The 22,349-nt window shown below is 68.7% G+C and carries 20 protein-coding genes and 2 riboswitches; of the genes, 8 read left to right on the plus strand and 12 right to left on the minus strand.

The features are described from left to right. The first annotated feature begins 123 nt into the window (after positions 1 to 123). Positions 124 to 855: a substrate-binding periplasmic protein gene (locus EPK82_RS10960; RefSeq protein ID WP_037054660.1), complete on the plus strand. Its 732-nt coding sequence runs from the start codon at positions 124 to 126 to the stop codon at positions 853 to 855. Between the two features lie 3 nt (positions 856 to 858). Here the strand turns inward: EPK82_RS10960 and EPK82_RS10965 are convergent, their stop codons facing one another. The 10 genes from EPK82_RS10965 to EPK82_RS11010 form a co-directional block, all read right to left on the minus strand. Beyond that, positions 859 to 1,371 carry a DUF3617 domain-containing protein gene (locus EPK82_RS10965; RefSeq protein WP_134676589.1) on the minus strand — a complete coding sequence of 171 codons (513 nt, stop codon included), beginning with the start codon at positions 1,369 to 1,371 and terminating at the stop codon, positions 859 to 861. 139 nt (positions 1,372 to 1,510) lie between these two features. Beyond that, positions 1,511 to 1,918, minus strand: coding sequence for a DUF1850 domain-containing protein (locus EPK82_RS10970; protein WP_134676590.1), 408 nt, complete (start codon positions 1,916 to 1,918; stop codon positions 1,511 to 1,513). Then, on the minus strand, positions 1,915 to 3,942 hold the full coding sequence (locus EPK82_RS10975; protein ID WP_037054666.1) for a TRAP transporter permease: 2,028 nt from the start codon (positions 3,940 to 3,942) through the stop codon (positions 1,915 to 1,917). Before EPK82_RS10975 ends, EPK82_RS10970 begins: the two co-directional genes overlap by 4 nt. 130 nt (positions 3,943 to 4,072) lie before the next feature. Next, on the minus strand, positions 4,073 to 5,026 hold the full coding sequence (locus EPK82_RS10980; protein ID WP_037054668.1) for a TAXI family TRAP transporter solute-binding subunit: 954 nt from the start codon (positions 5,024 to 5,026) through the stop codon (positions 4,073 to 4,075). A 465-nt stretch (positions 5,027 to 5,491) separates the two neighbouring features. Further along, positions 5,492 to 6,832 (minus strand): sigma-54-dependent transcriptional regulator, encoded by a 1,341-nt coding sequence (locus EPK82_RS10985; protein WP_134676591.1) that lies wholly within the window; start codon positions 6,830 to 6,832, stop codon positions 5,492 to 5,494. 171 nt (positions 6,833 to 7,003) lie between these two features. After that, on the minus strand, positions 7,004 to 8,755 hold the full coding sequence (locus tag EPK82_RS10990) for a sensor histidine kinase (RefSeq protein ID WP_047589497.1): 1,752 nt from the start codon (positions 8,753 to 8,755) through the stop codon (positions 7,004 to 7,006). Between the two features lie 137 nt (positions 8,756 to 8,892). Continuing rightward, positions 8,893 to 9,900 carry a FecCD family ABC transporter permease gene (locus EPK82_RS10995; protein WP_037054673.1) on the minus strand — a complete coding sequence of 336 codons (1,008 nt, stop codon included), beginning with the start codon at positions 9,898 to 9,900 and terminating at the stop codon, positions 8,893 to 8,895. Further along, positions 9,897 to 10,889, minus strand: a complete 993-nt coding sequence (locus tag EPK82_RS11000; RefSeq protein ID WP_134676592.1) for an ABC transporter substrate-binding protein — start codon at positions 10,887 to 10,889, stop codon at positions 9,897 to 9,899. The genes EPK82_RS10995 and EPK82_RS11000 overlap by 4 nt, the downstream gene beginning before the upstream one ends. After that, positions 10,889 to 11,656, minus strand: a complete 768-nt coding sequence (locus EPK82_RS11005) for an ABC transporter ATP-binding protein (RefSeq protein ID WP_134676593.1) — start codon at positions 11,654 to 11,656, stop codon at positions 10,889 to 10,891. Before EPK82_RS11005 ends, EPK82_RS11000 begins: the two co-directional genes overlap by 1 nt. Beyond that, a complete protein-coding gene (locus tag EPK82_RS11010) occupies positions 11,656 to 13,764 on the minus strand; it encodes a TonB-dependent receptor (protein ID WP_134676594.1) in 2,109 nt (702 codons plus the stop codon). The genes EPK82_RS11005 and EPK82_RS11010 overlap by 1 nt, the downstream gene beginning before the upstream one ends. A 326-nt stretch (positions 13,765 to 14,090) precedes the next feature. Further along, positions 14,091 to 14,284: riboswitch (cobalamin riboswitch) on the minus strand. 98 nt (positions 14,285 to 14,382) lie between these two features. On the opposite strand from EPK82_RS11010, the gene EPK82_RS11015 reads away from it, so the two are divergent. From EPK82_RS11015 to EPK82_RS11030, 4 genes are all read left to right on the plus strand, one after another. Beyond that, entirely contained in the window at positions 14,383 to 15,099 is a 717-nt protein-coding gene (locus tag EPK82_RS11015; protein WP_134676595.1) for a (2Fe-2S) ferredoxin domain-containing protein, read from the plus strand. Positions 15,100 to 15,212: 113 nt separating this feature from the next. Continuing rightward, on the plus strand, positions 15,213 to 15,467 hold the full coding sequence (gene bufA2 / locus EPK82_RS11020) for a BufA2 family periplasmic bufferin-type metallophore (RefSeq protein WP_037054684.1): 255 nt from the start codon (positions 15,213 to 15,215) through the stop codon (positions 15,465 to 15,467). Between the two features lie 53 nt (positions 15,468 to 15,520). Then, positions 15,521 to 16,363 (plus strand): MNIO family bufferin maturase, encoded by an 843-nt coding sequence (gene bufB, locus EPK82_RS11025; protein WP_134676596.1) that lies wholly within the window; start codon positions 15,521 to 15,523, stop codon positions 16,361 to 16,363. Beyond that, complete coding sequence (locus EPK82_RS11030; protein WP_037054688.1) at positions 16,354 to 17,136, plus strand: HvfC/BufC N-terminal domain-containing protein; 783 nt, start codon at positions 16,354 to 16,356, stop codon at positions 17,134 to 17,136. The genes bufB and EPK82_RS11030 overlap by 10 nt, the downstream gene beginning before the upstream one ends. On the opposite strand, the gene EPK82_RS11035 is transcribed toward EPK82_RS11030, so the two are convergent. Beyond that, positions 17,133 to 17,852: a cobalt-precorrin-6A reductase gene (locus EPK82_RS11035; protein WP_134676597.1), complete on the minus strand. Its 720-nt coding sequence runs from the start codon at positions 17,850 to 17,852 to the stop codon at positions 17,133 to 17,135. The two genes, EPK82_RS11030 and EPK82_RS11035, sit on opposite strands and share 4 nt — an antisense overlap. After that, positions 17,849 to 19,051 carry a precorrin-6y C5,15-methyltransferase (decarboxylating) subunit CbiE gene (gene cbiE, locus EPK82_RS11040; RefSeq protein WP_134676598.1) on the minus strand — a complete coding sequence of 401 codons (1,203 nt, stop codon included), beginning with the start codon at positions 19,049 to 19,051 and terminating at the stop codon, positions 17,849 to 17,851. The genes EPK82_RS11035 and cbiE overlap by 4 nt, the downstream gene beginning before the upstream one ends. 141 nt (positions 19,052 to 19,192) lie before the next feature. Further along, positions 19,193 to 19,389: riboswitch (cobalamin riboswitch) on the plus strand. A gap of 94 nt (positions 19,390 to 19,483) precedes the next feature. Between cbiE and cobG the strand changes: the two genes are divergently transcribed. The 3 genes from cobG to EPK82_RS11055 are packed head-to-tail and all read left to right on the plus strand — an operon-like array spanning position 19,484 to position 22,180. Continuing rightward, the gene (gene cobG / locus EPK82_RS11045; protein ID WP_244229917.1) at positions 19,484 to 20,821 is read left to right on the plus strand and encodes a precorrin-3B synthase; all 1,338 of its coding nucleotides are present in this window, start codon (positions 19,484 to 19,486) and stop codon (positions 20,819 to 20,821) included. Next, a complete protein-coding gene (locus tag EPK82_RS11050) occupies positions 20,814 to 21,440 on the plus strand; it encodes a precorrin-8X methylmutase (RefSeq protein WP_037054693.1) in 627 nt (208 codons plus the stop codon). The genes cobG and EPK82_RS11050 overlap by 8 nt, the downstream gene beginning before the upstream one ends. Beyond that, positions 21,440 to 22,180 carry a precorrin-2 C(20)-methyltransferase gene (locus tag EPK82_RS11055; protein ID WP_037054696.1) on the plus strand — a complete coding sequence of 247 codons (741 nt, stop codon included), beginning with the start codon at positions 21,440 to 21,442 and terminating at the stop codon, positions 22,178 to 22,180. The genes EPK82_RS11050 and EPK82_RS11055 overlap by 1 nt, the downstream gene beginning before the upstream one ends. Positions 22,181 to 22,349: the final 169 nt, after the last annotated feature.

Raw genomic sequence — 22,349 nt, forward strand, 5'->3', positions numbered from 1 at the left:
GAAACCTGCCCGTTCACTGCAATATCGCGCACTTTCGCCACCCCGGGCGCCTGCCGGCGCGACTTTGAACAGGCTCCGCGGCACGACTATGGTTATGGAGTCTGCCGCCCTTGGCACTGCCCCATGAAGACGCGCCTCGCCCAGCTGTTCTGCCTCTGCCTGCTCGCCCTGCCCTGCCTGGCGCAGGAGGTGATTCGTGTCGGCGTGGAACTGCAGCCCTACCAGCCCTATTCCGACGTGGAGAACGGCGAATACCGGGGCTATGCGCGCGACCTGCTGGATGCCTTTGCCGCCGAGCACGGCTACCGCTTCGTCTACGTGCCGCTGCCGGTGAGGCGCCTGCTGGGGGATTTCCTCGGCGGGCGGGTCGACCTGAAGTTCCCCGACCACCCGCAGTGGAACGCCGACCAGAAGGCCGGCCACGCCATCCACTACAGCCGCCCGGCAGCGCCCTATGTCGACGGCATCCTGGTCAAGCCGCAGCAGCTCGGCCAGGGCGTGGCGCGTATCCGCCTGCTCGGCACGCAGAACGGTTTCACCCCCTGGCCGTACCTGACGGAGATCCACGCCGGACGTATCAAGCTGATCCAGGCCAACCAGATCGAGTCGCTGCTGCTCATGGCCATCAACGACCGGGTCGACGCGGTCTACCTCAACCCCCGCGTGGTGGCCCACCAGCTGCGCCTGATGGACCTGGCGGAGCAGGCGCTGGTGCTCGACCCGCAGCTGCCGCACGTGGAAGACCACTACTACCTGTCGAGCATCCGCTACCCGCAGGTGATCGAGGCCTTCAACCGCTTCCTGGAGGAGCGCAGCGAACAGGTCGAGGCCATTCGCCTGCGTCACGGCCTGTGAAATCTAGCGTTTGAGCACGGCACAGTCCGCGCCGACCCAGCGCGCCCGGCTCTCCATGCTGCTCGGCTGGCCGTTGTAGGTACCGCTGACCTGGGTGGTGAATTCCTTGTCGCTGACGAAGCGCGTCTCCCCTTCGCCCTGGGCATCCGGGCAGGTGAAGCGAAACTTCCACAGCGTCGCGCTGCGTTCGAGGACCTCGTTGCGGCAACCGGACTCGGGGTCGTGCAGGGGAATGTCCTGGGCCTTGATCTGCTCGGCGGTGAGGCACATCTGCACACCACCCGCGCCGAGCCTGATGCCCTGTTCGGCCAGCATGTTCTCCATCATCTGGCGCTGCTCCGGCGGCAGGTTCTGCAACTGCGCCAGCATCTCCTCCATCGCCGGCATGGCCTGGCCGCCGACCTGCATGTTGTGCGAGCTGACCTCCCAGACGCCGGGCTGGATATCCAGCGCGCTGGCCAGGGTCGGTGACAGGCAGAGGGCGAACGGCAGGGCGAAGCGAAAGACAGGGTGCATGACGGGTCTCCTCGAACGGGGCGTTGCTCAAGCGTAGCCGCAGACGAACAAAACCCCCACCGGCTTGCACCGCATGGGGGTTTCCTTCTTTTTCAGCCGGCACTTGTGGCGCCGGGAGCATGGGTCCGCTCGGGCGAACCTAGCCTGCGTCAGGCGCAGGGGAGCTCAGCTCGCAGCTCCAGAGTTCCAACGCCGGCTGGCTCGCTTTTGGCGGGCCGAGCCAGTCGCTCATCGGGCGACAACGCTGGTCGATACACAGTTGGTAATCCCCGGCTTCGGGCGTACGCCCGACTCGCAGGGGTTGCAAAGGCGGTAGCTGACGCTGGTAGTGCCAGCTGCCATTGCGCAGTTCGGCGCCGTCGGGAATTTCCATCCCGGCGCCGGAACCCTTGACCCGCGCCTCGCCGAGGAGCAGGCCCTCGGCGGTGACGCGGTAATCCTCTTCCCAGCGGATCTTCTCGATGGTGTGGGTCCAGGCCAGGGTGAACTCGGCGGAGGGCAGCTCCGCCCACACCGCCCCGGCCAGTCCCAGACAGAGACCGATCACGCCGCCGCCACCTCGGCGCGACGCGCACGCCAGAAGTGCTGGCCGATGAACAGCGCGCTGAGGGCGAAGCCCAGCTCATCGCTGATCGGCGTGGCGAGAATCAGGCTGGTGCCCGCCGCCAGGCCCAGGATGCGCTCCCACCAGCTCAGCTTGGCCTGCAGGAAGCCGGTGAACACCACGCCCCAGATGCCGATGGCCAGCGCGGCCTTGAACACCACGTAGAAGGTGGCCAGCAGGCTGTCGCCCTGCAGCATCAGCGCCGGCGAGTAGACCGCCATGTACGGCACGACGAAGCCGGCGATGGCGATGCGCACCGCCCACAGGCTGATCTTCAGGCCACGCTCCTTGGCGATCGGCGCGGCCGCGAAGCAGGCCAGCGCCACCGGCGGCGTGAGGTCGGCCATGATGCCGAAGTAGAAGACGAACATGTGCGAGACGATCAGCGGTACGCCGAGGTCGAGCAGCGCCGGGGCGGCGATCGAGCTGGTGATGATGTAGTTGGGGATGGTCGGAATGCCCATGCCCAGCACCAGGCAGGTGAGCATGGTCAGCACCAGCGACAGGAACAGGTTGTCCTGGCCGATGGCGAGGATGTAGCCGGCGAAGGTCGAGGCCACGCCGGTCAGCGACACCACGCCGATGATCACCCCGACCAGGGCACAGGCGATACCGACCGGCACCGCATGGCGAGCGCCCTCGACCAGCGCGTGCAGGCACAGGGTCAGGGTGTCGCGACCGCCCTTGACGAACCAGCACACCGCCACCAGCACGGCGATGACGCCGAACACCACGCCGATCCCCAGCTGGAAGAAGCCGGCGCAGAGCACGCCCAGGGCGATCCAGAAGGCGAAGCGCATGATCTTGGACGACACCTGCAGGATGATCGCCGAGCCGAGGATGACCATGGCGGTCAGCGCCAGGCCGACGGTGCCGGAGAACAGCGGCGTGCGCCCGGAGAACAGCAGGTAGATGAGGATGAACAGCGGGATCAGCAGGAACCAGCGCTCACGTACGGACTTCCACGGGTTCGGGCATTCGTCCTTGGGCAGGCCGCGCAGGTTGGCACGCTTGGCCTCCAGGTGAACCATCCAGAACACCGAACCGAAGTACAGCAGCGCCGGGATCAGCGCGGCCTTGGCCACCTCGAAGAACGGCACGTTGATGGTCTCGGCCATGATGAAGGCCACGGCGCCCATGATCGGCGGCATGATCTGGCTGCCCATCGACGAGGTGGCCTCGACACCACCGGCGAAGGCCGGGCGGTAGCCGAAGCGCTTCATCAGCGGGATGGTGAACTGGCCGGTGGTGACCACGTTGGCCACGCCGGAACCGGTGATGGTGCCCATCAGCGCGGACGACACCACCGAGACCTTGGCCGGGCCGCCGACCTTGTGACCGAACAGGCCCATGGCGAAGTCGGTGAACAGCTTGATCATCCCGGCCTGCTCGAGGAAGGCGCCGAACAGGATGAACAGGAAGATGTAGGTGGCCGAGACGTAGGTCGGCGTGCCGTACAGGCCTTCGGTGCCGAACGACAGCTGGTTGACCAGCTGATCGATGCCATAGCCGCGGTGCACCAGGTCGCCCGGCAGGTACTGGCCGAGCATGCCGTAGGCCAGGAACAGCGCGCAGATGATCGGCAGGGCGATGCCCATGACCCGGCGCGCGGCTTCGAACACCAGCACCACCAGGGTCAGGCCGATGACCATGTCGGCGCTGGTCAGGTCACCCGAACGCTGGATCAGGTCCGCCTCGAAGTACCACTGGTAGATGGCCGTGGCCATGCCGGCCAGGCCCAGCAGCCAGGCCAGCGGCTGCCACGGACGGCCCTTGCCCAGCGCCGGGTAGCTGATGAACACCAGCAGCAGCAGGAAGCCCACGTGCACCGCACGCAGCACCTGGGTCGACACCGGGTGGAACGCCGCCGTGACGATCTGGAAGATGGAAAACAGCAGCGCGACGGCGAAGAGCGCCTTCGGCCAGTCGGACGGACTGGCGGACAGGCCGTTGTTCTGTTCACTCATGGAGTGCAAACCTCATGACTACTTCGATACGGGGCAGAGTCGCCAACAAAACCCACCGTCCATGAACGCCGGTTTTATTCGCGATTCTGTAGCAGGAGCCACGGCGCGCACGCCGTGGCCCAGGCCGTGATTACAGCGCGCCGACTTCTTTGTAGTAGCGCTCGGCACCCGGATGCAGCGGGATCGGCAGGTTCTTGGTAGCGGTTTCCAGCTTGATGTCCTTGGCCGCGGAGTGGGCGGTGCCCAGGCGGTCGAGGTTGTCGAACATCAGCTTGGTCATCTGGTAGGCCACGTCATCGGAGACGCCTTCGTGGCTGACCAGGATGTTGGTGATGGCCACGGTGGGCACGTCAGCGTCCTGACCGTCGTAGGTGCCGGCCGGGATGGTGGCGGCCTGGTAGGCAGCGTTGTCGATCTTCGCGGTCACGTCGGCCGGGATGGAGACGAAGCTGATTTTCATGGTCGAGGCCAGGTCGCGGATGGCGGCCATGCCCAGACCGGACGACTGCAGGGTGGCGTCCAGCTGGCGGTTCTTGATCAGCTCGACCGACTCGGCGTACGGCAGGAATTCAACCTTGCCCATGTCCTCGTAGCTCAGGCCGGCGGCCTTGAAGATGGCGCGGGCATTCAGCTCGGTGCCGGACTTCGGCGCACCGACGGAGATGCGCTTGCCCTTGAGGTCTTCCAGGCTCTTGATGCCGGATTCGGCGTTGGCCACGATCTGGATGTAGTTCGGGTAGGTGCCGGCGATGGCCCGCAGCTTCTTCAGCGGCGCCTTGAAGCCCGCGTCTTCCACGCCGTTCCAGGCATCGGCTACCGAGTCACCGAGAGCGAAGGCCAGTTCGCCACGACCCGCCTGCAGCAGGTTGAGGTTTTCCACCGAGGCCTTGGTCGCCTGGACCGAGGTCTTGGAGCCTTCGATGCCATTGGTGTACAGCTGCGACAGGGCGACGCCGATCGGGTAGTACACGCCACTGGTACCGCCAGTGAGCACGTTGATGAAGGTCGGCGCAGCGAGCACGGCGGTGCTGGCAGTGATGGCCGCGGCAGCGGCGAACAGGCTGATTTTCTTGGTCAGTCGCATGGAAGTATCTCCGTCGTTGTTATGGCTTTATGCAGAGTTTCACTCTAGACGACGCCGGCCTGGCGTCATCGGCGGTGCGCGATCAGCAGCGCAGGGTACAGCGTTGGACAAGAGCCGCGGCGAGCGCGGTGAGGAGGCGGCCCATGCTGAACAGCGCGTGCAGCAGGGTACGGGGGGCGTGGCAGTTCATGGGCTGACCTCTTGTCGTTGTTATGGTCGCCACGTCGACAGGATGCGGCGCGGCTGCCATGGCTATAGCAGATGCCGTGCCAGGGCGCGAAAGGCCCGAGGTAGAGGGGTTCTATCCAGCGACCAGACGGTCACTGAGCGAGAAACCGCCGACACCTGTGACGGGGTCGGCAGAAATCCGCTTATCGCGTGCCCCGGATGAAAGACCCGCCCGGATCAGGCTGTTTCCACGGCTTGCCCCGGGCCAGGCAGCCAGCCACATCGCCAGCGTCGCTGTCATTCCTCGCCGCCGGGCAGGTAGTCGCCGCGCGACAGACCGTGGCGCTGCATCTTCTCGTTGAGGGTGCGCCGCGGCAGCTGCAGCATCTCCATCACCGCCGTGATGTTGCCCTGGCAGTGCAGCAGCGCGTTGTGCAGGCACTGCGCCTCGAAGGCCTCCATCTGCTGCGCCAGCGCCTGGCCGGCGAAACGCTCCGCCGGGGGCGGGCTGGACAGGCCCAGGGCATGGCGCTCGGCGGCGTTGATCAGCTCGCGCACGTTGCCCGGCCAGTCATGCCCGAGCAGACGCGCCAGCTCGCTGGGCGCCAGCGGCGGCGCCTCGCGGCCATGCCGACGGGCCGCCTCCTGGGCGAAATGCTCGAACAGCAGCGGGATGTCCTCGCGCCGTTCGCGCAGCGGCGGGATATGCAGGGTGGCCACGTTGAGGCGGTACACCAGGTCCTCGCGGAAGCGGCCTGCCCTGACCTCGTCGAGCAGGTCCGGCTTGGCCGCGCTGATCACCCGCAGGTCGACCTGGATGCTCTTGTTCGAGCCCAGGCGTTCCAGGGTCTTTTCCTGCAGCACGCGCAGCAGCTTGACCTGCTGCGCCAGGGGCAGGCTCTCTACCTCGTCGAGGAACAGGGTGCCGCCGTCGGCATGCTCGATGCGACCGATGCGCTTGGCCTGCGCGCCGGTGAAGGCGCCGCTCTCATGGCCGAACAGTTCGCTCTCGAAGATGGTCTCGGGGATCGCCGCGCAGTTCAGCGCAGCGAAGGCCTTGCCGGCGCGCGGGCTGAAATCGTGCAGGCAGCGCGCCACGCGCTCCTTGCCGCTGCCGGTCTCACCACGGATCAGCACGTTGACCGAGGTGCCGGCCAGTTCGAGGATCTGCCGGCGCAGGTTTTCCATCGAGCGCGACATGCCGATCAGCTGGCTCTCGATGCGCCCCTTGTCGGCGACCTGCTGGCGCAGCTGGCGGTTCTCGCAGACCAGCCGGCGCTTGTCCAGGGCACGCCGCACGCTGTCGAGCAGGCGTTCGGGGGTGAAGGGTTTCTCGATGAAGTCATAGGCACCCTGGCGCAACGCCTGCACCGCCATCGGCACATCGCCATGGCCGGTGACCAGGATCACCGGCAGGTCGGTGTCCACCTGCAGCAACCTGTCGAGCAGTTGCAGGCCGTCACTGCCGGGCATGCGCACGTCGCTGACGACGATACCGGGAAAGTCACGGTCGACCAGGGCCAGGGCCTCGGCCGCGCTGGCACAGGTGCGCACCGTGAAGCCGGACAGCTCCAGCCACTGCTGGACCGCCTCGCGAATCGCCGCTTCGTCGTCGACCACTATGACCTGAGCGCTCATGACACCTCCTGAGGAAAACGGCAGGCAGTGTAGCCCGGAAGCGATCTCCTGAGACCATCCACAGCGTCAGGAGAAGAACCCGCAGGAGCGGCGTTGGCCAGCGGCCGTTCGCGGCTGAAGCCGCTCCTACGAAGGCTCGTCGCAGGGTGAATGACGCCTCACCCACAGGTATCAGGGTGCGCTCGGCAGCTTCAGGGTGAACACCGCGCCGCGCTCGCCGTTGTGCGCCTCGAGCATGCCGCCGAGGTCGCGGACGATGCCGTAGGACACCGCCAGCCCGAGCCCCAGCCCCTGGCCCACCGGCTTGGTGGTGAAGAAGGGCTCGAAGACTCGGCCGAGGGCCTCTTCGGCGATACCGCCGCCACTGTCCTCGACGCTCAGCACGCAGGCGGCGCCGTCACGGAAGATGCGTACCAGGAGGATGCGCGAATCGCTGTCGAGCATGGCGTCGAGGGCGTTGTGCAGCAGGTTGAGTATCACCTGCTCGATGCGGATGGCGTCCCCGAGCACTTCGGCCTCGCCGTCGACCTGGGTGCGCAGCTCCACCTGCTCGCTGCGCATGCGCGGCGCCAGCAGTTGCAGGGCCTGCTCCAGCACATCGCCGAGGCACAGGCGCTCGCTGAGACCGGCCGGCGTCTTGCGCGCGAAGGTCTTCAGGTGGCCGGTCAGCGCGGCCATGCGCTGCAACAGGCCATCGATGCGTTGCAGGCCCTCGTGCACCGCCTCCGGCCGGCCGCTGTCGAGCAACAGACGCAGGCTGCCGAGCTGCATCTGCAGGGCGGTCAGCGGCTGGTTGATCTCGTGCGCCAGGGCGGCCGACATCTGCCCCAGCGCGGCCATCTTAGCGGCGTGCACCAGGCCGTCCTGGGCTTCGCGCAGCTCGGCGGTGCGCAGCGCCACCTCACGTTCCAGGCGCTCGCGGATACCGGCCTGCAGGCGCTGGTTCTTGCGCCGCTGGGCGAGGAACAGCAGGAGGAAGGCCAGCGTCATCCACACCCCGGCGGCGGCCAGGCGGTAGCTGCGGATGCTGTCGGCCAGCCCCGCCGGTTCGCTGAGCAGGTGCAGGGTCCAGCCCTCGTCGGGCATGACCAGGCGTTGCCAGAGGTAATCGTGATTGCCATCGGGGCCGTCGACACGCGCCCAGTCGGCCTCGTCGTCGATACGTCGGTACACCCGATGCGTCAGCGGTTGCAGCGCCTGCTCGGCGTAGCGGCGCACCTCCACCAGCTCGGCGCGCGCCTGCTCGTCCAGCGGCTGCAACGCGCGGAAGCGCCAGGCCGGCTTGTTGCTGAGGATCACCACCTGGTAGCCATCGGCGACCAGCAGCACGCCGGGCTGCCCGACCCACTCGCGCTGCAGGTCTTCCAGCTCCAGCTTGACCACCAGCACGCCGAGCAGCTCGCCGTCGTCACCGCGCACCACATGGGACAGGAAGTAGCCGGGAATCCCGGTGGTCACGCCCACCGCGAAGTAACGCGCGCCGCCGTTGCGCACGGCGTTCTGGAAATAGGGACGGAAGGCGTAGTTGTTGCCGACGAAGCTGCTCCAGTCGCGCCAGTTGCTGGCCACCAGGGTTTCCCCACGGGCATCGAGCAGGTACAGCACGGTGGAGCCGGCAGCGGCGTTCAGGCGCTCCAGCCGCTGATTCAGCGCCAGGCGCAACTGGCGGTCGTGGGGCGCGCGCAACAGGCTGCGGATGTCGCTGTCCAGCGCCAGCACTTCGGGCACCGAGCTGAAGCGCTCGACCAGCGTGCGGATGGACTGGGCATACAGCTGCAGCTGGCCACGGGCTTCGGCGCTGCGCTCGTCCCAGGCCCGTCGTTCGGCGTAGCGCCCGCCCAGCCAGACGCTCAGCAGCAGGCCGACGAGAATCGCCAGAACGGTGAACAGAACACGGTAGCGATGGCGCTGCGGCAAAGGCATGGGACGGCTCGCGGGATCGACACGCGGGCCATTTTACTGCATCGGGCGTGCAGATCGGCGCACGTCCTGGGCAGATCGTGGCGCCCGTCGACGTGCGGCGGACAGGGTCATCCCTCCTGGGCGGATGACGTGGCTGACTAACGGCGCCTGAGCAGGGCCACGAAGAACACCCCGCCGATGGCCGCGGTGACGATGCCGATGGGCAGGTCCTGCGGCGCCAGCCAGGTGCGCGCGGCGACATCGACCCAGACCAGGAACAGCGCGCCGAGCAGCGCCGCCACCGGCAACACGCGGCGGTGCTCGGCACCGACCAGGAAGCGCGCCACATGCGGCAGCATCAGCCCGACGAAACCGATGGCGCCGGACAGCGACACCAGCACGCCGGTGAGCAGGGACGCCACCACGAACACCAGCAGCCGTACACGGCGCGGCTCCAGGCCCAGGCTCACCGCACTCTGCTCGCCGGCCATCAGGCCGTTCAGCGCGCGGGCCAGCCCCAGCAGCACCAGCAACGCCAGGGCCAGGCACAGCGTCGGCAGCCAGAGCAGCTCCCAGCGCGCCAGGCCAAGGCCGCCGAGCATCCAGAACAGCACCGAGCTGGCTGCATGCGGGTTGCCCAGGTAGAGCAGCAGGTTGCTCGCCGCCATCATCACGAAGGACACCGCCACCCCCGCCAGCAGCAGCCGGTCGCTGTGCAGGCGCCCGCCACGATTGGCGATCAGCAGCACCAGCAGCATGCTCGCCAGCGCGCCGACGAAGGCGGCCAGCGGCAGGCTCAGGACGCCGGCGAATTCACCCAGGTAGAGCACCACCACCACCGCACCGAACGCCGCTCCCGAGCTGACCCCGAGCAGGTGCGGGTCGGCCAGCGGGTTGCGGGTGACCGCCTGCAGCACGGTGCCGACCAGGGCCAGCCCGGCGCCGACCAGCGCGCCGAGCAGGACTCGCGGCGCGCGCAGCTGCCAGACGATGCTGTCCTGGCCGACGCTGATCGCCTGCTCGGGCTGGATGCCGAACAGGTGCCGGCCGAGAATCGCCAGCACGCGCTCGAGCGGCACCTGCGCCGACCCGAACGCCAGCGACACGGCGCACGACAGCAGCAACAGCAGCGCCAGCACCAGCAACAACAGGCGCAGGCGCGTCACGGTGCGAAGGCCTCGGGATGCAGCGCGGCGGCCAGGGTCTCGATGGCGGCGGCGTTGTCCAGGCTCGGCGTCACCGCCAGGTAGGGCAGCACCACGAAGTGCTGCTGGCGGATCGCGCTGACGCCCTGCAGCGCCGGATGCTGCATGAGGAAGTCGCGCTTCTGCGCCGCACTGCGCTCGCCATAGTCGACGATCAGGATCCATTGCGGGTCCTGCTCGACCACGGCCTCCCAGCCGACCTGCATCCAGTTGCCGGCGAGCCCGTCCATCACGTTGCGCCCGCCAGCGGCGTCGATCAGCGACTGCGGCATGCCCAGTCGCCCGGCGCTGAAGGGTACGTCCTCGCCGCTGTCGTAGACGAACACGCGCGGCCGTTGCGGCTGCTCGCCGAGGCGCGCCTGCACCGCCGCCACACGTGCCTGCATGCCCTGCACCAGCCCCTCGGCACGCGCCTCGACGGCGAAGATGCGGCCGAGGTTGCGCAGGTCGCCGTAGACGTCATCGAGGCTGGCAACGCGATTGGGCATGACATGCGCGCAGGACTCGCTCAGCTCGTACACCGGGATGCCGAAGCGCGCCAGGCTGGCCGGGGTCACTTCGCCGCCGACGCGCATGCCGTAGTTCCAGCCGGCGAAGAAGAAGTCGGCGTCGGCATCCAGCAGGTTTTCCAGCGAGGGGTAGCGCGGCGCCAGCTCGGGCAGGTCATCCAGGTCGGCCTGCAGTTCGGGCGCCGGCGTCTTCCAGGCGCTGACGCCGCTGTAGCCGACCATGCGCGCCTTCAGCCCCAGCTCCAGGAGCATGGCGGTCAGGCTGATGTCATGGCTGACCGCGCGTTGCGGCGGACGCTCGATGGTCACCTGGCGGTCGCAGCTGGTCACGGTGACGGCCCAGCTCGGGCTGCTGGCCAGCAGCAGCCCTGCAGCCGCTGCCACGAGGAACGAAACACGGCGACATGGAAGGCGCCTTGGCGTCGAGGTGAGGCGTGTCATCAGAGTATCCAGGTAATGCGCGGGTAACCCGCCAGTGGATGGGTATCGACCAGGGCCTGCACGCCGAATACCTGCTGCAGCAGTTCGGCGGTGAGCACCTCGGCCGGCGTTCCGACCGCCAGCAGGCGCCCGCGGTCGAGCACGCAGAGACGGTCGCAGAAGGCCGCCGCCAGGTTGAGGTCGTGAAAGCTGGCCAGGGTCGCCAGCCCCAGCGCCTTGATCTGCCGCAGCAGCTCCAGCTGGTAGCGTGGGTCGAGGTGGTTGGTCGGCTCGTCGAGGATCAGCAGCTGCGGTTGCTGCACCAGGGCCCGCGCCAGCAGCGCGCGCTGCTTCTCGCCGCCGGACAGGCAGGCGAACGGCTGCTGCGCCAGCTCGCCGAGACCGACCCGCGCCAGCGCCTCGCTGACCAGGCGCTGGTCCTCGGCATCGTCGCTGTCGAACAGCCCCTTGTGCGGCGTGCGCCCCATGGCCGCCACCTCATGCACGCGCAGGCCGAAGTCCTGCGGGAACTCCTGCAGCACCACCGCCACGCGCTGCGCACACCAGCGCGGCGAGCGCTGCCACAGCGCCTCGCCATCCAGTTCGACGCGGCCGGCGCTGGGCCGCTGGAAGCGATAGGCGCAGCGCAACAGGCTGGTCTTGCCGCTGCCGTTGGGGCCGAGCAGACCGAGCAGCTCGCCGTCAGCGACGTCGAGGTCGATGTCGTCGAGCAGCGGTTGCTGCCCGTTGGGCGACCAGGCCAGCTGGCGAATACGCAGGCGTTGCATCAGAAGCTGTAATCCGCGGTGACGAAGAACGAGCGCGGCGCGCCCAGGTACCACTGCTGCCCCGCGCTGCTGGCGGTGGTGGCGTACTGGCGGTCGAACAGGTTGTTCAGTTCCAGGCCCAGGCGCACGTCCGGCAGCGCCTGCCAGGCGATGTTGGCGTCGACCACGGTGTAGCCGGGTACCTCGATCTGGTTGGCGGCGTCGGCGTAGCGGGCATCGACATAACGCGCGCCGACACCGACATCCAGGCCAGGCCCCAGCGCCTTGTTCAACCACAGGTTGGCGGTGCGCCGGGGTACGTTGCTCGGACGATTGCCGCTGCGATCGCCACCGCCTTCGACGAAGTCGTCGTACTCGGCGCGGACGAAGGCCGCATTGGCCGATACTTGCCAGCCGCGCCCCAGCGCCAGCTCCAGGCTGGCCTCGAGGCCGTCGGCAGACTGCTGGCCGACCTGCTCGGTGGGCGAGCTGGGGGTCTCGCGGCTGAGCAGCTTCTTCTTGACGATGTGGTAGGCGGCCAGCGTCCACTCGCCCTGCCCGTTCCAGAACGCCTGCTTGAGGCCGACCTCGGTCTGCCTGGCCCGGCTCAGGTCGAACTGTTGCTGGCTGGGGCTGAGCGTGAGCAGGTTGTTCACCCCTTCGGTGCTGGTGGCATGCTGGCCGTACAGCGACAGCTCCGGGGTCAGGGCGAACACCAGGCCGGCGCGCCAGTTGCCACCGCTCAGGCTGCGGTCGACGCGGCTGTCGCCGAGCAGGTCGTCGCGCTGGATATGCACCTGGTCGCGGCGCACGCCGGTCACCAGCGACAGGCGCTCGCTCAGTTGCGTGCGGTTCTCGGCGAACAGCGAGAACTGCCGGGCCAGGTTGCGCTCGCGCGGGCCGTAGCCCTGCGGATCGTCGCTCTGGTAGCGGCCACCGCCAGAACCCGCCAGCGGCACGCTGTCGCTGAAGCTGCTGGCAAAGTCATGCTGGCGGGCGAAGTGGATGCGGTTGTAGTCCACGCCCACCAGGGTGCGACTGTCGAGACCGAACAGTGAGTGGTCCAGGGTGAAGCTCTGACGGTCGCCGACCTGTTCCTGGGTGTGCTTGATCTCGTAGAAGTCACTGCGCAGCACCAGGTCGCCGGGCTGCCAGCGGTAGGACTCGGCATTGCGCCAGTAGCGCTGGGTCTTGATGTAGTAGAGCTGGTTGCTCGCCGTCAGCGCATCGTTGATGCGCCAGTCGGTCACCAGGCGGGTGATCTGGTCGTTGTAGCGGACCTCGGCGTCGCCGACGTTGTAGTTGTGCTCGCGCAGGCTCTCGCGGTAATGGCCGTTGACCAGCGGGGTGCCGAAGTAGCGCTCGGGGTCCTGGTCGCCATGGTCGTGAGACAGGGTGAAGCTCAGCTCGTCACTCGCCTCCCAGCGCAGCGCGGCGCTGAACGCCAGGCTCTTCGAGTCGCCCCGGTCCACCCAGCCGTTGCTGGCCTGCTGATTGACGTTGAAGCGATAGCTCAGCGCGTCGCTCAGCGAGCCACCGCTGTCCAGCGCCACCTGCCGCCGGTCGTCGCTGCCGTAACCCAGGCGCAGCTGATTGTGGATCGGACCGGCGAAGGGTTTCTTCGGCACCACGTTGATCACCGCGCCGGTGGCGCCCTCGCCGTACAGCACCGAAGCCGGGCCGCGCAGCACATCGATACGCTGCACGGACCAGGTGTCCACCGGGAAGGTCACGGTGCCGGCTCCGACGTACTGGCGCGTGCCGTCGTACAGCTGCATGGTCGCGGAATGGCCGGTGAAGCCACGCGCCGACAGCGCGGTACCGCCGTTACCCGGCGTGCCGATGCTGCTGATGCCCGGCGTGCGGGTCACCGCATCCTGCACGCTGCGGTTGTTGCGCCCGCGCACCTCGGCGCCGCTCAGGCTGGTGGTGCTGGCCGGCGTCTGCAGGGCCGACAGCTCGAGCCGCGAGCCGGCGCTGGTGGGCGTATTCAGGTCGGTCTCGCCCTCCTCGGCGGCCTTGGCCTGGATGGTCAGCCCGGGCAGGTCGACGGGGTCTTCGCTGGCCACGGCCAGGCCGGCAAACGCCAGGGCGAGTGGCACGGAGCAATACAACAGGGAGTGAGACACGGCAGAACGTCCAGGATTGCGCAGGGAAACCGGCCCGGCGGGGCCCCGCGCCACTGGCTCGACAGCAGGTGTCGACGCGGATGAGGCAGACCCGAAAGGCATAATGTTATTGTTATAACATAACATTATGCTGTTTCGCAGCCGCTCGCCCGGGCCAGCCGGTAGGCGCAGGAAGTCCTGAGAAAAAAGGTCGTTGAAGCGGAAATGGCGCGCCATGAGTGTTCCATCGCAAAGGAAAAGGCACGGCAATCCGATGGAAATGCGCAACAGCAGACAGGGGCACGAACGCGCCCTACTGGAGTCAACGCCCGCCCACCGCGGGTTGCCAGACAGAGTGACTCCAGGCCGGTCTCCGGGCTTGCGAGGGGCATGAACGCATCGCCTTCCCATGCGCGTGGCGCACAGTGGCGTTTCGATGCGGTCGCTCGCTTACCGTTGCGGGGGCAGCGTCGGACTTCAACCGACTTCCCGTTTCACCTCACGCGCGGCGGCGTGAGACACCTGAAGCGGGGCGGATATGACCATCGCCGCCGCCTCGCGTCAAGGCACCTCGGGCATTGGGCCTGCGTGCAGCGCGCCGAGCCGCTAGACTGCCCCACCCTTTTCCCGGAGACGTCCATGACTCGAATCGCTTACGCCCGCGTCCTGTTCAGCGGGCCGGGCCTGTCCCGTGGCGCACTGGCCCAGAGCCTGCGCCAACGTGCCGAAGCCCTGCTCGGCGAGGCCCATCTGCACGACAGCGAGCAGGACCCCGAAGCCTTCTGGCAGGCCGTGGCGGATGCACCACGGCCGCTGCTGGTGGTCGACCTGGAACCCCGCGCCGATGCCATGCACCGTGACTGGCTGCGCCAGCGCATCGCCGAGCGCGGCAACGGCGAAACCGTCTTCGTGGTGTGCAGCGCCCTCGAGGACGCCTGGCTGGACGGCCTGGCCGCACTGCTCGAACAGACCGGCCGCCACCTGCCCTGCCAGGACGTGCCGGCCCTGCCCGAGCAGCACCCCTGGTCGCAGATTCCGCCGCACAGCCAGCGCCTGCTGCTGTGCAACGGTCCGCGCTGCACGCGCAAGGGCGCCCTCGGCCTGTGGAAAACCCTGCGCCAGCGCCTCAAGGCCGCCGGCCGCCTGGAATGTCCCGGCGGTGTGCACATCACCCGCAGCCAGTGCCAGTTCCCCTGTGACCTGGGCCCGACAGCGAGCCTTTATCCACAGGGCGAGTGGTACGGCGTCAGCGACGAGGCAGCGGTCATCCGCCTGGTGGACGAGCGCCTGGTCGCGGGGCGGGCCGTGCCGGAGCTGCGTATCGACCAGCCTGACGACAGTGCGCAGACGCACTGAACAGAAAGTTTTTTCCACCCCTGTAACGCCAGCGGCAGGTCCGACTCTAGTGAGTTGCCGGGCCTGAACGACGATGCTTCAGCCGGCCTCTCCAATTTCCAGAGGATAAGCGCATGACTATCAAGACCACCGCCGCTGGCGCCGCCATTGCCTTCGCCGCCGCCTCGCTGTTCGCCGGCATGACCGCCAGCGTCGCCTCGGCCGAGGAAGCGACCGTACACTGCTACGGCGTGACCTCCTGCAAAGGCCAGAACGACTGCAAGACCGCCGAGAACGCCTGCAAGGGCCAGGCAGTCTGCAAGGGCCACGGCTTCAAGGTGATGACCAAGGCCGAGTGCTCCGCTGCCGGCGGCACCGTAGGCGCCTAAGAGCCACGAGGGGCGGCCGGCCGGTCGCCCCGTTTTCACCTGCGGAGGCGGCGATGAAAGCAACGACGATGCTCGGCCACGGCCTGGGCCTGCGCAGCGAGTACTACCAGGAAATCCTCGAACGGCGGCCCGCGGTCGACTGGTTCGAGATCATCTCCGAGAATTACATGGTCGATGGCGGCAAGGCGCTGTACTACCTCGACGCCATCGCCGAACACTACCCGCTGGTCATGCACGGCGTATCGCTGTCGATCGGCGGACCGCACGCGCTGGACCGCGACTACCTGCAGCGCCTGGCGCAACTGGCCAGGCGCGTGCGCCCGGCGTGGATCTCCGACCACCTGTGCTGGAGCCGGGGCAATGCCCACCAGCTGCATGACCTGCTGCCGCTGCCCTACACCGAGGAAAGCCTGCAGCACGTCGCCGCACGCGTGCGCCAGGTGCAGGACGTGCTGGAGCGGCCGCTGGTCCTGGAGAACGTCTCCAGCTACCTGCGCTGCGCCGATGACCAGATGAGCGAATGGCAGTTTCTCTCGGCCCTGTGCGAACTCAGCGGCTGCGAGCTGCTGCTGGATATCAACAACGTCTACGTCAGCGCGCGCAACCATGGCTTCGAGCCGTGGGACTTCATCAGCGCGCTGCCGACCGAGCGCATCCGCCAGTTCCACCTGGCCGGCCACCACGACTACGGCGACTACCTGATCGATACCCACGACCACCCGGTGTGCGACCCGGTCTGGCAGCTGTACCGGCGCACCCTGGCGCACCTGGGCCCGGTTTCCACCCTGCTCGAGCGGGACGACCACCTGCCGCCTCTCGATGAGCTGCTGAGCGAACTGCAGCAGGCGCGGCGCATCGCCCGCGAGGTGCTCGACGAGGAGGCGGCATGCGCCTGAACGAATGGCAGCGCGAGGTCGAGCGCTACTTGCTCGGCAACCAGTCGACGCCCGATGCCGCCCTCGCCGCCAGCCTGCTCGGCAGCGCCGCACTGAGCGCCGAACAGGGCCTGGCGATCTATCACAACGCCTATCGCGCACGCCTGCTCGAAGCCCTGCAGGGCGACTACGCGGCGATCCACGCCTGGCTCGGCGACGACGACTTCGAGCGCCTCGGCCGCGACTACCTCGACGCCCATCCCTCGGCGCACTTCAGCCTGCGCTGGCTGGGCGCCAACCTGGCCGGCTTCATCGAGCAGCACCTGGTCGCCGAGCAGGCTGCACCGCTGGCCGAACTGGCGCGCCTGGAATGGGCCTTCACCCTGGCCTTCGACGCCCACGATGCCGAGCTGCTGCGTGCCGAACACCTGGCGCACCTGGCGGCACAGGACTGGCCGCTGCTGCGCGTGGCGCTGCAACCGAGCGTGCAATGGCTGACCTTGCAGCACAACAGCCTGGAGCTGTGGCGTGCCCTCAAGCACGAGCAGGCATTCCCGGGCAGTCATGCCCTGGAGCACGCCGAGACCTGCCTGATCTGGCGTGAGCAACTGGTCACCCGCTATCGCAGCCTCGACCCTGCGCAAGCGCAGGCCTTGCAGGCCATGGCCTGTGAGGGGCTGAACTTCGCCGAGCTGTGCGACAGCCTGCAGGAACTGGGGGAGCAGGCCCCTGTGCAGGCCGCGCGCTGGCTGCACCAGTGGCTGAGTGACGGCCTGCTGGTGAAGGCGACCTAGCGCGGCAACGCCTCGAGCAGCGTCTGCAGGTCGCAGAAACTGCGCGTTGCCGGCGCCGGCTCGGGCCGGCGCAACAGCAGCACCGGCAGACCCAGCTCGCGCGCCACCTGCAGTTTCGGCTCGGTCGCCTGGCTGCCGCTGTTCTTGCTCACCAGCACGTCGCAGCGGATACGGGCGAACAGGGCACGCTCCTCGTCCAGCGAGAAAGGCCCGCGGGCCCCGATGATCTCCGCGCGGGGCGGCGCCGGCTCGCTCTGCAGGCAACGCACCGTCCAGTGCTGGTGCGCAGGAATCTCATGCAGATGCGCCAGCGGCTCGCGCCCGGAGGTGAAGAATGGCCGCTGGAAGGGTGCCAGGGCATGGCTGAGCCCGTCCCAGCCCTCCACTTCGCGCCAGTCGTCGCCGGCCACAGGTTGCCAACCGGGGCGCCGCAGCGCCCAGCAGGGCACACCGCTGAGCGCGGCGGCCCGCGCCGCGTTGGCGCTGATCTGCGCGGCGTAGGGATGGGTCAGGTCCAGCAGCAGTTCGATGCCTTCGGCGGCGATGAACGCGGCCAGCCCGTCGGCACCGCCGAAGCCGCCCACCCGCACGCGACAGGGCAGGTCGTCCGGTACCCGGCCCAGGCCGGCCAGGCTGTACAGCGTTTCGGGGCCCAGCTGACGAGCCAGGCGCAGCGCCTCGCTGGTGCCGCCCAGCAGCAGGATGCGCGGCCTCACGGCTTGCGTACCGCCAGCAGGGTGATCGGCAACGCCGCCCGCCAGGTATCGAACCCGCCCAGCGGTTGCGCCTGCGCCACCGTCAGGCGCAGCAGCTCGCCGCCCTGCCGTTCGCGAAAGGCCACCAGCGCCGCCTCGCTCTGGATCGTCACCGCGTTGGCCAGCAGCCGCCCGCCCGGTTTGAGCGCGGCCCAGCACTGTTCCAGCAGCCCCGGCACGGTGACGCCGCCGCCGATGAAGATGGCATCCGGCGCCGGCAATCCGTCCAGGGCCTCCGGCGCATGCCCGGCCACCAGCTGCAGAGCGGGCACGCCAAGGACGTCGCGGTTGTGCCTGATATGCGCCTGACGGCCCTCATTGGCCTCGATGGCGATGGCGCGGCAGGCGGGATGAGCGCGCATCCACTCGATGCCGATGGAGCCGCAGCCGGCGCCCACGTCCCACAGCAGCTCGCCGGGCAGCGGCGCCAGGCGCGCCAGGGTCACCGCGCGCACGTCGCGCTTGGTCAGCTGGCCGTCATGCCGATAGGCATCGTCCGGCAGGCCGCAGGTCGGCGGCAGCACCTGGGTCCCGGCGTCCGCCAGGCACTCCACGGCGAGCAGGTTGAGATCGGCCGCGCGCGGCAGGCTCCACTGCGCGGCCAGGCCATCGACACGGCGCTCCTCGGGCCCGCCGAGGTGCTCCAGCAGGGTCAGGCGACTGGCAGCGAAACCGCGCGCGCACAGCGCTGCGGCAACCTGGGCAGGCGTGTCGCCGTCGGCGCTCAACAGCAGCAGGCGCACACCGGGAAACAGGCGGGCATTGAGCGTGGCCAGCGGCCGGCCGACCAGCGAGACCACGTCCACCTCCTGCAGCGGCCAGCCCAGGCGCGCCGCCGCCAGCGACACCGACGACGGTGCCGGCAACACCTGCAGCTCATCGGCCGCCAGTTGCCGCGTCAGGCTGGCCCCGACGCCGTAGAACATCGGATCGCCGCTGGCCAGCACGCATACCGCCTCGCCGCGCCGCGCCAGCAACGGCTGCAGGTCGAAGGGGCTCGGCCAGTGTTCCCGCTCGCCAGCGATGCACGGCGGCAGCAACGCCAGCTGGCGCGGCGCACCGACGATGCGCGTGGCCGCCAGCAGGGCCCGCCGCGCAGCCTTGCCCAGGCCGGGGTAGCCGTCTTCGCCGATACCCACCAGGGTCAACCAGGGTTTCATCCACCTTCCTCGCAAGTAGCCGACAGGGCGCGTGTCGCGACGCCGCGCAAAGCGGGCATAATAGCGCCTTCGTCGGTGCCCCTTGTATACGGGCCCAAGAGTCTGTTCACGATCTGCAGCACATGCGTCAGCCGCCGGTGGCTTTCCGAGCCTGGCGTTGCTGCGGTGGATCGTCGACAGCCTCGAAGAGGGAATCCGGAGCGATCAACCATCGCCACCGAGCTGCCCCCGCAACTGTAAACAGCGAGTCCGCCGCACATACGCCACTGGGCAACCGGGAAGGCCGCAGCGGATGAAGACCTGTCAGCCAGGAGACCTGCCGACGAACGCTGGTCGCGAGTGCCAACATCGGGCGGGGTGTACCGATGCCATGAAACCCTCTCGACGGGTTTCGCTGGTCCGGTCGCCGCGTCGTTGTTGCTGGTGAACCCTGTGCGCGACTGTCCCCTCACCGCCGAACTGCCAACCCCTCGGGCTTCTGCCTGTCCGGGCCTGCTGCGCATCGTGCCCGCACTGGACGGCGGCATCTGCCGCGTCAAGCTGCCTGGCGGCGTGCTGCACAGTGCCCAGGCGCGTGCGATCGGAGAGGCTGCCCGGCGCTACGCCAGCGGTACCCTGGAGCTGACCAACCGCAGCAACCTGCAGATTCGTGGCGTGCTGCCCGGCCAGGAGAGCGCGCTGATCGGCGCACTGCTCGCTGCCGGTGTCGGTCCGCGCGTGGCCGCCGCCGACGACGTACGCAACCTCCTGCTCAGCCCTGCCGCTGGCCTCGACCCGCAGGCACGGATGGACGTTCGCCCGCTTGCCGGGCAGCTCCTCGACCTGCTGCAGGACACCCCGGCGCTGCATGCCCTGTCAGCCAAGTTCGCCCTGCAGCTGGATGGCGGCGAAGCCCTGGCGATGCGCGAACACCCGCACGACCTGTGGCTGGCCGCCGAGGATGAACGCCACCTGTTGCTGGGCCTGGCCGGCTGCCCCAGCGACGCGCCGCTGGCACGCATCGAAGCCGCGCAGGCGGTCGAGCTGGTGCGCCAGTTGCTGCTGCTGTTCCTCGAACTGGCCACGCCCGAACAATCACGCATGCGCCAGTTGCTGGCGCAGCTCCCGGCCAGCGAACTGCTGCAGCGCCTGCAGGCACGCCTGGACTTCCCCCTGCAGCCGCCAACAGCCGACTGGCAGACGCCCGCTGGCGTCGAGCGGGCGCCCGCAGGGATTTATCCACAGGCCCGGGCCGGCCTGTGCATGGTCGTCGCCGGGGCCCAGCTGGGCCGCCTGCACGCCGAACAGCTGCTGGCCCTCGCCGAGCTGAGCGAGCGGCATGCCGGCGGCGAACTGCGCCTGACTCCCTGGCAGGGCCTGCTGCTGGGCAACGTGCCGCAGGCCGAGGCCGCAACCCTGTGCAACGCGCTGGGCGAACTCGGCCTGCTGCACGAGGCCGGCGACCCACTGCTCGGGCTGGTCGCCTGCACCGGATCGGCCGCCTGCGCCCGTGGCCTGGCCGACAGCAAGCACCACGCGCTGCACCTGGCCGAGCTGCTGCGCGCCAACGGCGCCCGCCCGCAGGCTCACCTCAGCGCCTGCCCGCGCAGTTGCGCCAGCGCGCGGGTGCAGCCCTACACCCTGCTGGCCAGCACGCCCGATCACTACCAGCTCTATCAACGCACCCCCGAGGTGACCGGCTTCGGTCGCCTGCTGGTGCCGTCCATGACCATCGACGAGGCCGGCGCCTGGTTCGCCCGCCACCTTCCCGCAGGACTCCCTGATGCTTGATTACATCCGCGACGGCCAGGAAATCTACCGCCGCTCCTTCGCCACCATTCGCGCCGAGGCCAACCTGTCCGGCATTCCCGCCGACCTGGAGAAACTCGCCGTGCGGGTGATCCACGCCTGCGGCATGGTCGACGTGGTCGAGGACCTGCGCTTCTCCCCCGGAGCAGGCGCCGCCGGCCGCGCAGCCCTGCTGGCCGGCGCGCCGATCCTCTGCGATGCGCGCATGGTCGCCGAGGGCATCACCCGCCCGCGCCTGCCGGCGAACAATCCGGTGCTCTGCACCCTGCACGACGCCGGCGTGCCCGAGCTCGCCCGTGAGGTCGGCAACACCCGCTCGGCGGTGGCCCTGGAACACTGGCGCGAACACCTGGAGGGCAGCGTGGTGGTGATCGGCAACGCCCCCACCGCGCTGTTCTACCTGCTGGAAATGCTCGACGCCGGCGCCGCGAAACCGGCGCTGATCATCGGCATGCCGGTGGGCTTCATCGGCGCCGCCGAATCCAAGGACGCCCTGGCCGCAGACAGCCGTGGCGTGCCCTACGTGATCGTGCGCGGTCGGCGCGGCGGCAGCGCCATGGCGGTGGCCGCGGTCAACGCGCTGGCCTCGGAGGTGGAGTGATGGCCGGTCGTCTGCTTGGTCTCGGCGTCGGCCCCGGCGACCCCGAGCTGCTCACCCTCAAGGCGCTGCGCCTGCTCAAGTCGGCGCCAGTGGTGGCCTACTTCGTGGCCAAGGCGAAACACAACGCCGGCCAGGGTGGCAACGCCTTCGGCATCATCGAGGCGCACCTGGACGACGCCCAGCAGCGCCTGCCGCTGGTCTACCCGGTGACCACCGAGAAGCTCGCCGCACCGCTGTCCTACGAGGATGTGATTGCCGATTTCTACGACACCTGCGCCGCACAGATCGCCCAGCTGCTGGACGCCGGCCAGGACGTGGCGGTGATCTGCGAGGGCGACCCGTTCTTCTACGGTTCCTACATGTACCTGCACGACCGCCTCGCCGAGCGCTACGACGTCGAGGTGGTGCCCGGCGTGTGTTCCATGCTCGGCTGCGCCTCGGTGCTGGGCACGCCGCTGGTGTACCGCAACCAGAGCCTGAGCGTGCTTTCCGGCGTGCTGCCGGAGGAAGAGCTCGAACAGCGCCTGCGCGATGCCGAGGCCGCCGTGGTGATGAAGCTCGGGCGCAACTTCGACAAGGTCCGCCGCGTGCTGCGCAAGCTCGGCCTGGACGACCGCGCCCATTACGTCGAGCGCGCGACCATGGCCAGCCAGAAGATCGTCGCGCTGGACGAGGTGGAGCCGATGGATTCGCCATACTTCTCGATGATTCTGGTGCCCGGCCAGAAATGGCGGGGGTGATCGATTGCCTGTGGGAGCGGAATGCGGCCCAGCCGCTCCTGGATTCGTAGGGTGGATGACGTTTTTTTCATCCACCATCGTGGCGGTGGATGGGTGAAGCGCCATCCACCCTACACGCTCCCCCCAGCTCGCACGTAGCCCGGATGCAATCCGGGAAACACACACCCCG

Source organism: Ectopseudomonas khazarica (assembly GCF_004521985.1).
GTDB classification, from domain to species: Bacteria; Pseudomonadota; Gammaproteobacteria; order Pseudomonadales; family Pseudomonadaceae; genus Aquipseudomonas; species Aquipseudomonas khazarica.

Coding starts and splice junctions, on each gene's coding strand:
- EPK82_RS11030 (WP_037054688.1), top strand. CDS start 16,354: ATGCGCCTGAACGAATGGCAGCGCGAGGTCGAGCGCTACTTGCTCGGC.
- EPK82_RS10960 (WP_037054660.1), top strand. CDS start 124: ATGAAGACGCGCCTCGCCCAGCTGTTCTGCCTCTGCCTGCTCGCCCTG.
- EPK82_RS10965 (WP_134676589.1), bottom strand. CDS start 1,371: ATGCACCCTGTCTTTCGCTTCGCCCTGCCGTTCGCCCTCTGCCTGTCA.
- EPK82_RS11050 (WP_037054693.1), top strand. CDS start 20,814: ATGCTTGATTACATCCGCGACGGCCAGGAAATCTACCGCCGCTCCTTC.
- cbiE (WP_134676598.1), bottom strand. CDS start 19,051: ATGAAACCCTGGTTGACCCTGGTGGGTATCGGCGAAGACGGCTACCCC.
- EPK82_RS11055 (WP_037054696.1), top strand. CDS start 21,440: ATGGCCGGTCGTCTGCTTGGTCTCGGCGTCGGCCCCGGCGACCCCGAG.
- bufB (WP_134676596.1), top strand. CDS start 15,521: ATGAAAGCAACGACGATGCTCGGCCACGGCCTGGGCCTGCGCAGCGAG.
- EPK82_RS10980 (WP_037054668.1), bottom strand. CDS start 5,026: ATGCGACTGACCAAGAAAATCAGCCTGTTCGCCGCTGCCGCGGCCATC.
- EPK82_RS10990 (WP_047589497.1), bottom strand. CDS start 8,755: ATGCCTTTGCCGCAGCGCCATCGCTACCGTGTTCTGTTCACCGTTCTG.
- EPK82_RS11005 (WP_134676593.1), bottom strand. CDS start 11,656: ATGCAACGCCTGCGTATTCGCCAGCTGGCCTGGTCGCCCAACGGGCAG.
- EPK82_RS11000 (WP_134676592.1), bottom strand. CDS start 10,889: ATGACACGCCTCACCTCGACGCCAAGGCGCCTTCCATGTCGCCGTGTT.
- EPK82_RS10985 (WP_134676591.1), bottom strand. CDS start 6,832: ATGAGCGCTCAGGTCATAGTGGTCGACGACGAAGCGGCGATTCGCGAG.
- EPK82_RS11015 (WP_134676595.1), top strand. CDS start 14,383: ATGACTCGAATCGCTTACGCCCGCGTCCTGTTCAGCGGGCCGGGCCTG.
- bufA2 (WP_037054684.1), top strand. CDS start 15,213: ATGACTATCAAGACCACCGCCGCTGGCGCCGCCATTGCCTTCGCCGCC.
- EPK82_RS10975 (WP_037054666.1), bottom strand. CDS start 3,942: ATGAGTGAACAGAACAACGGCCTGTCCGCCAGTCCGTCCGACTGGCCG.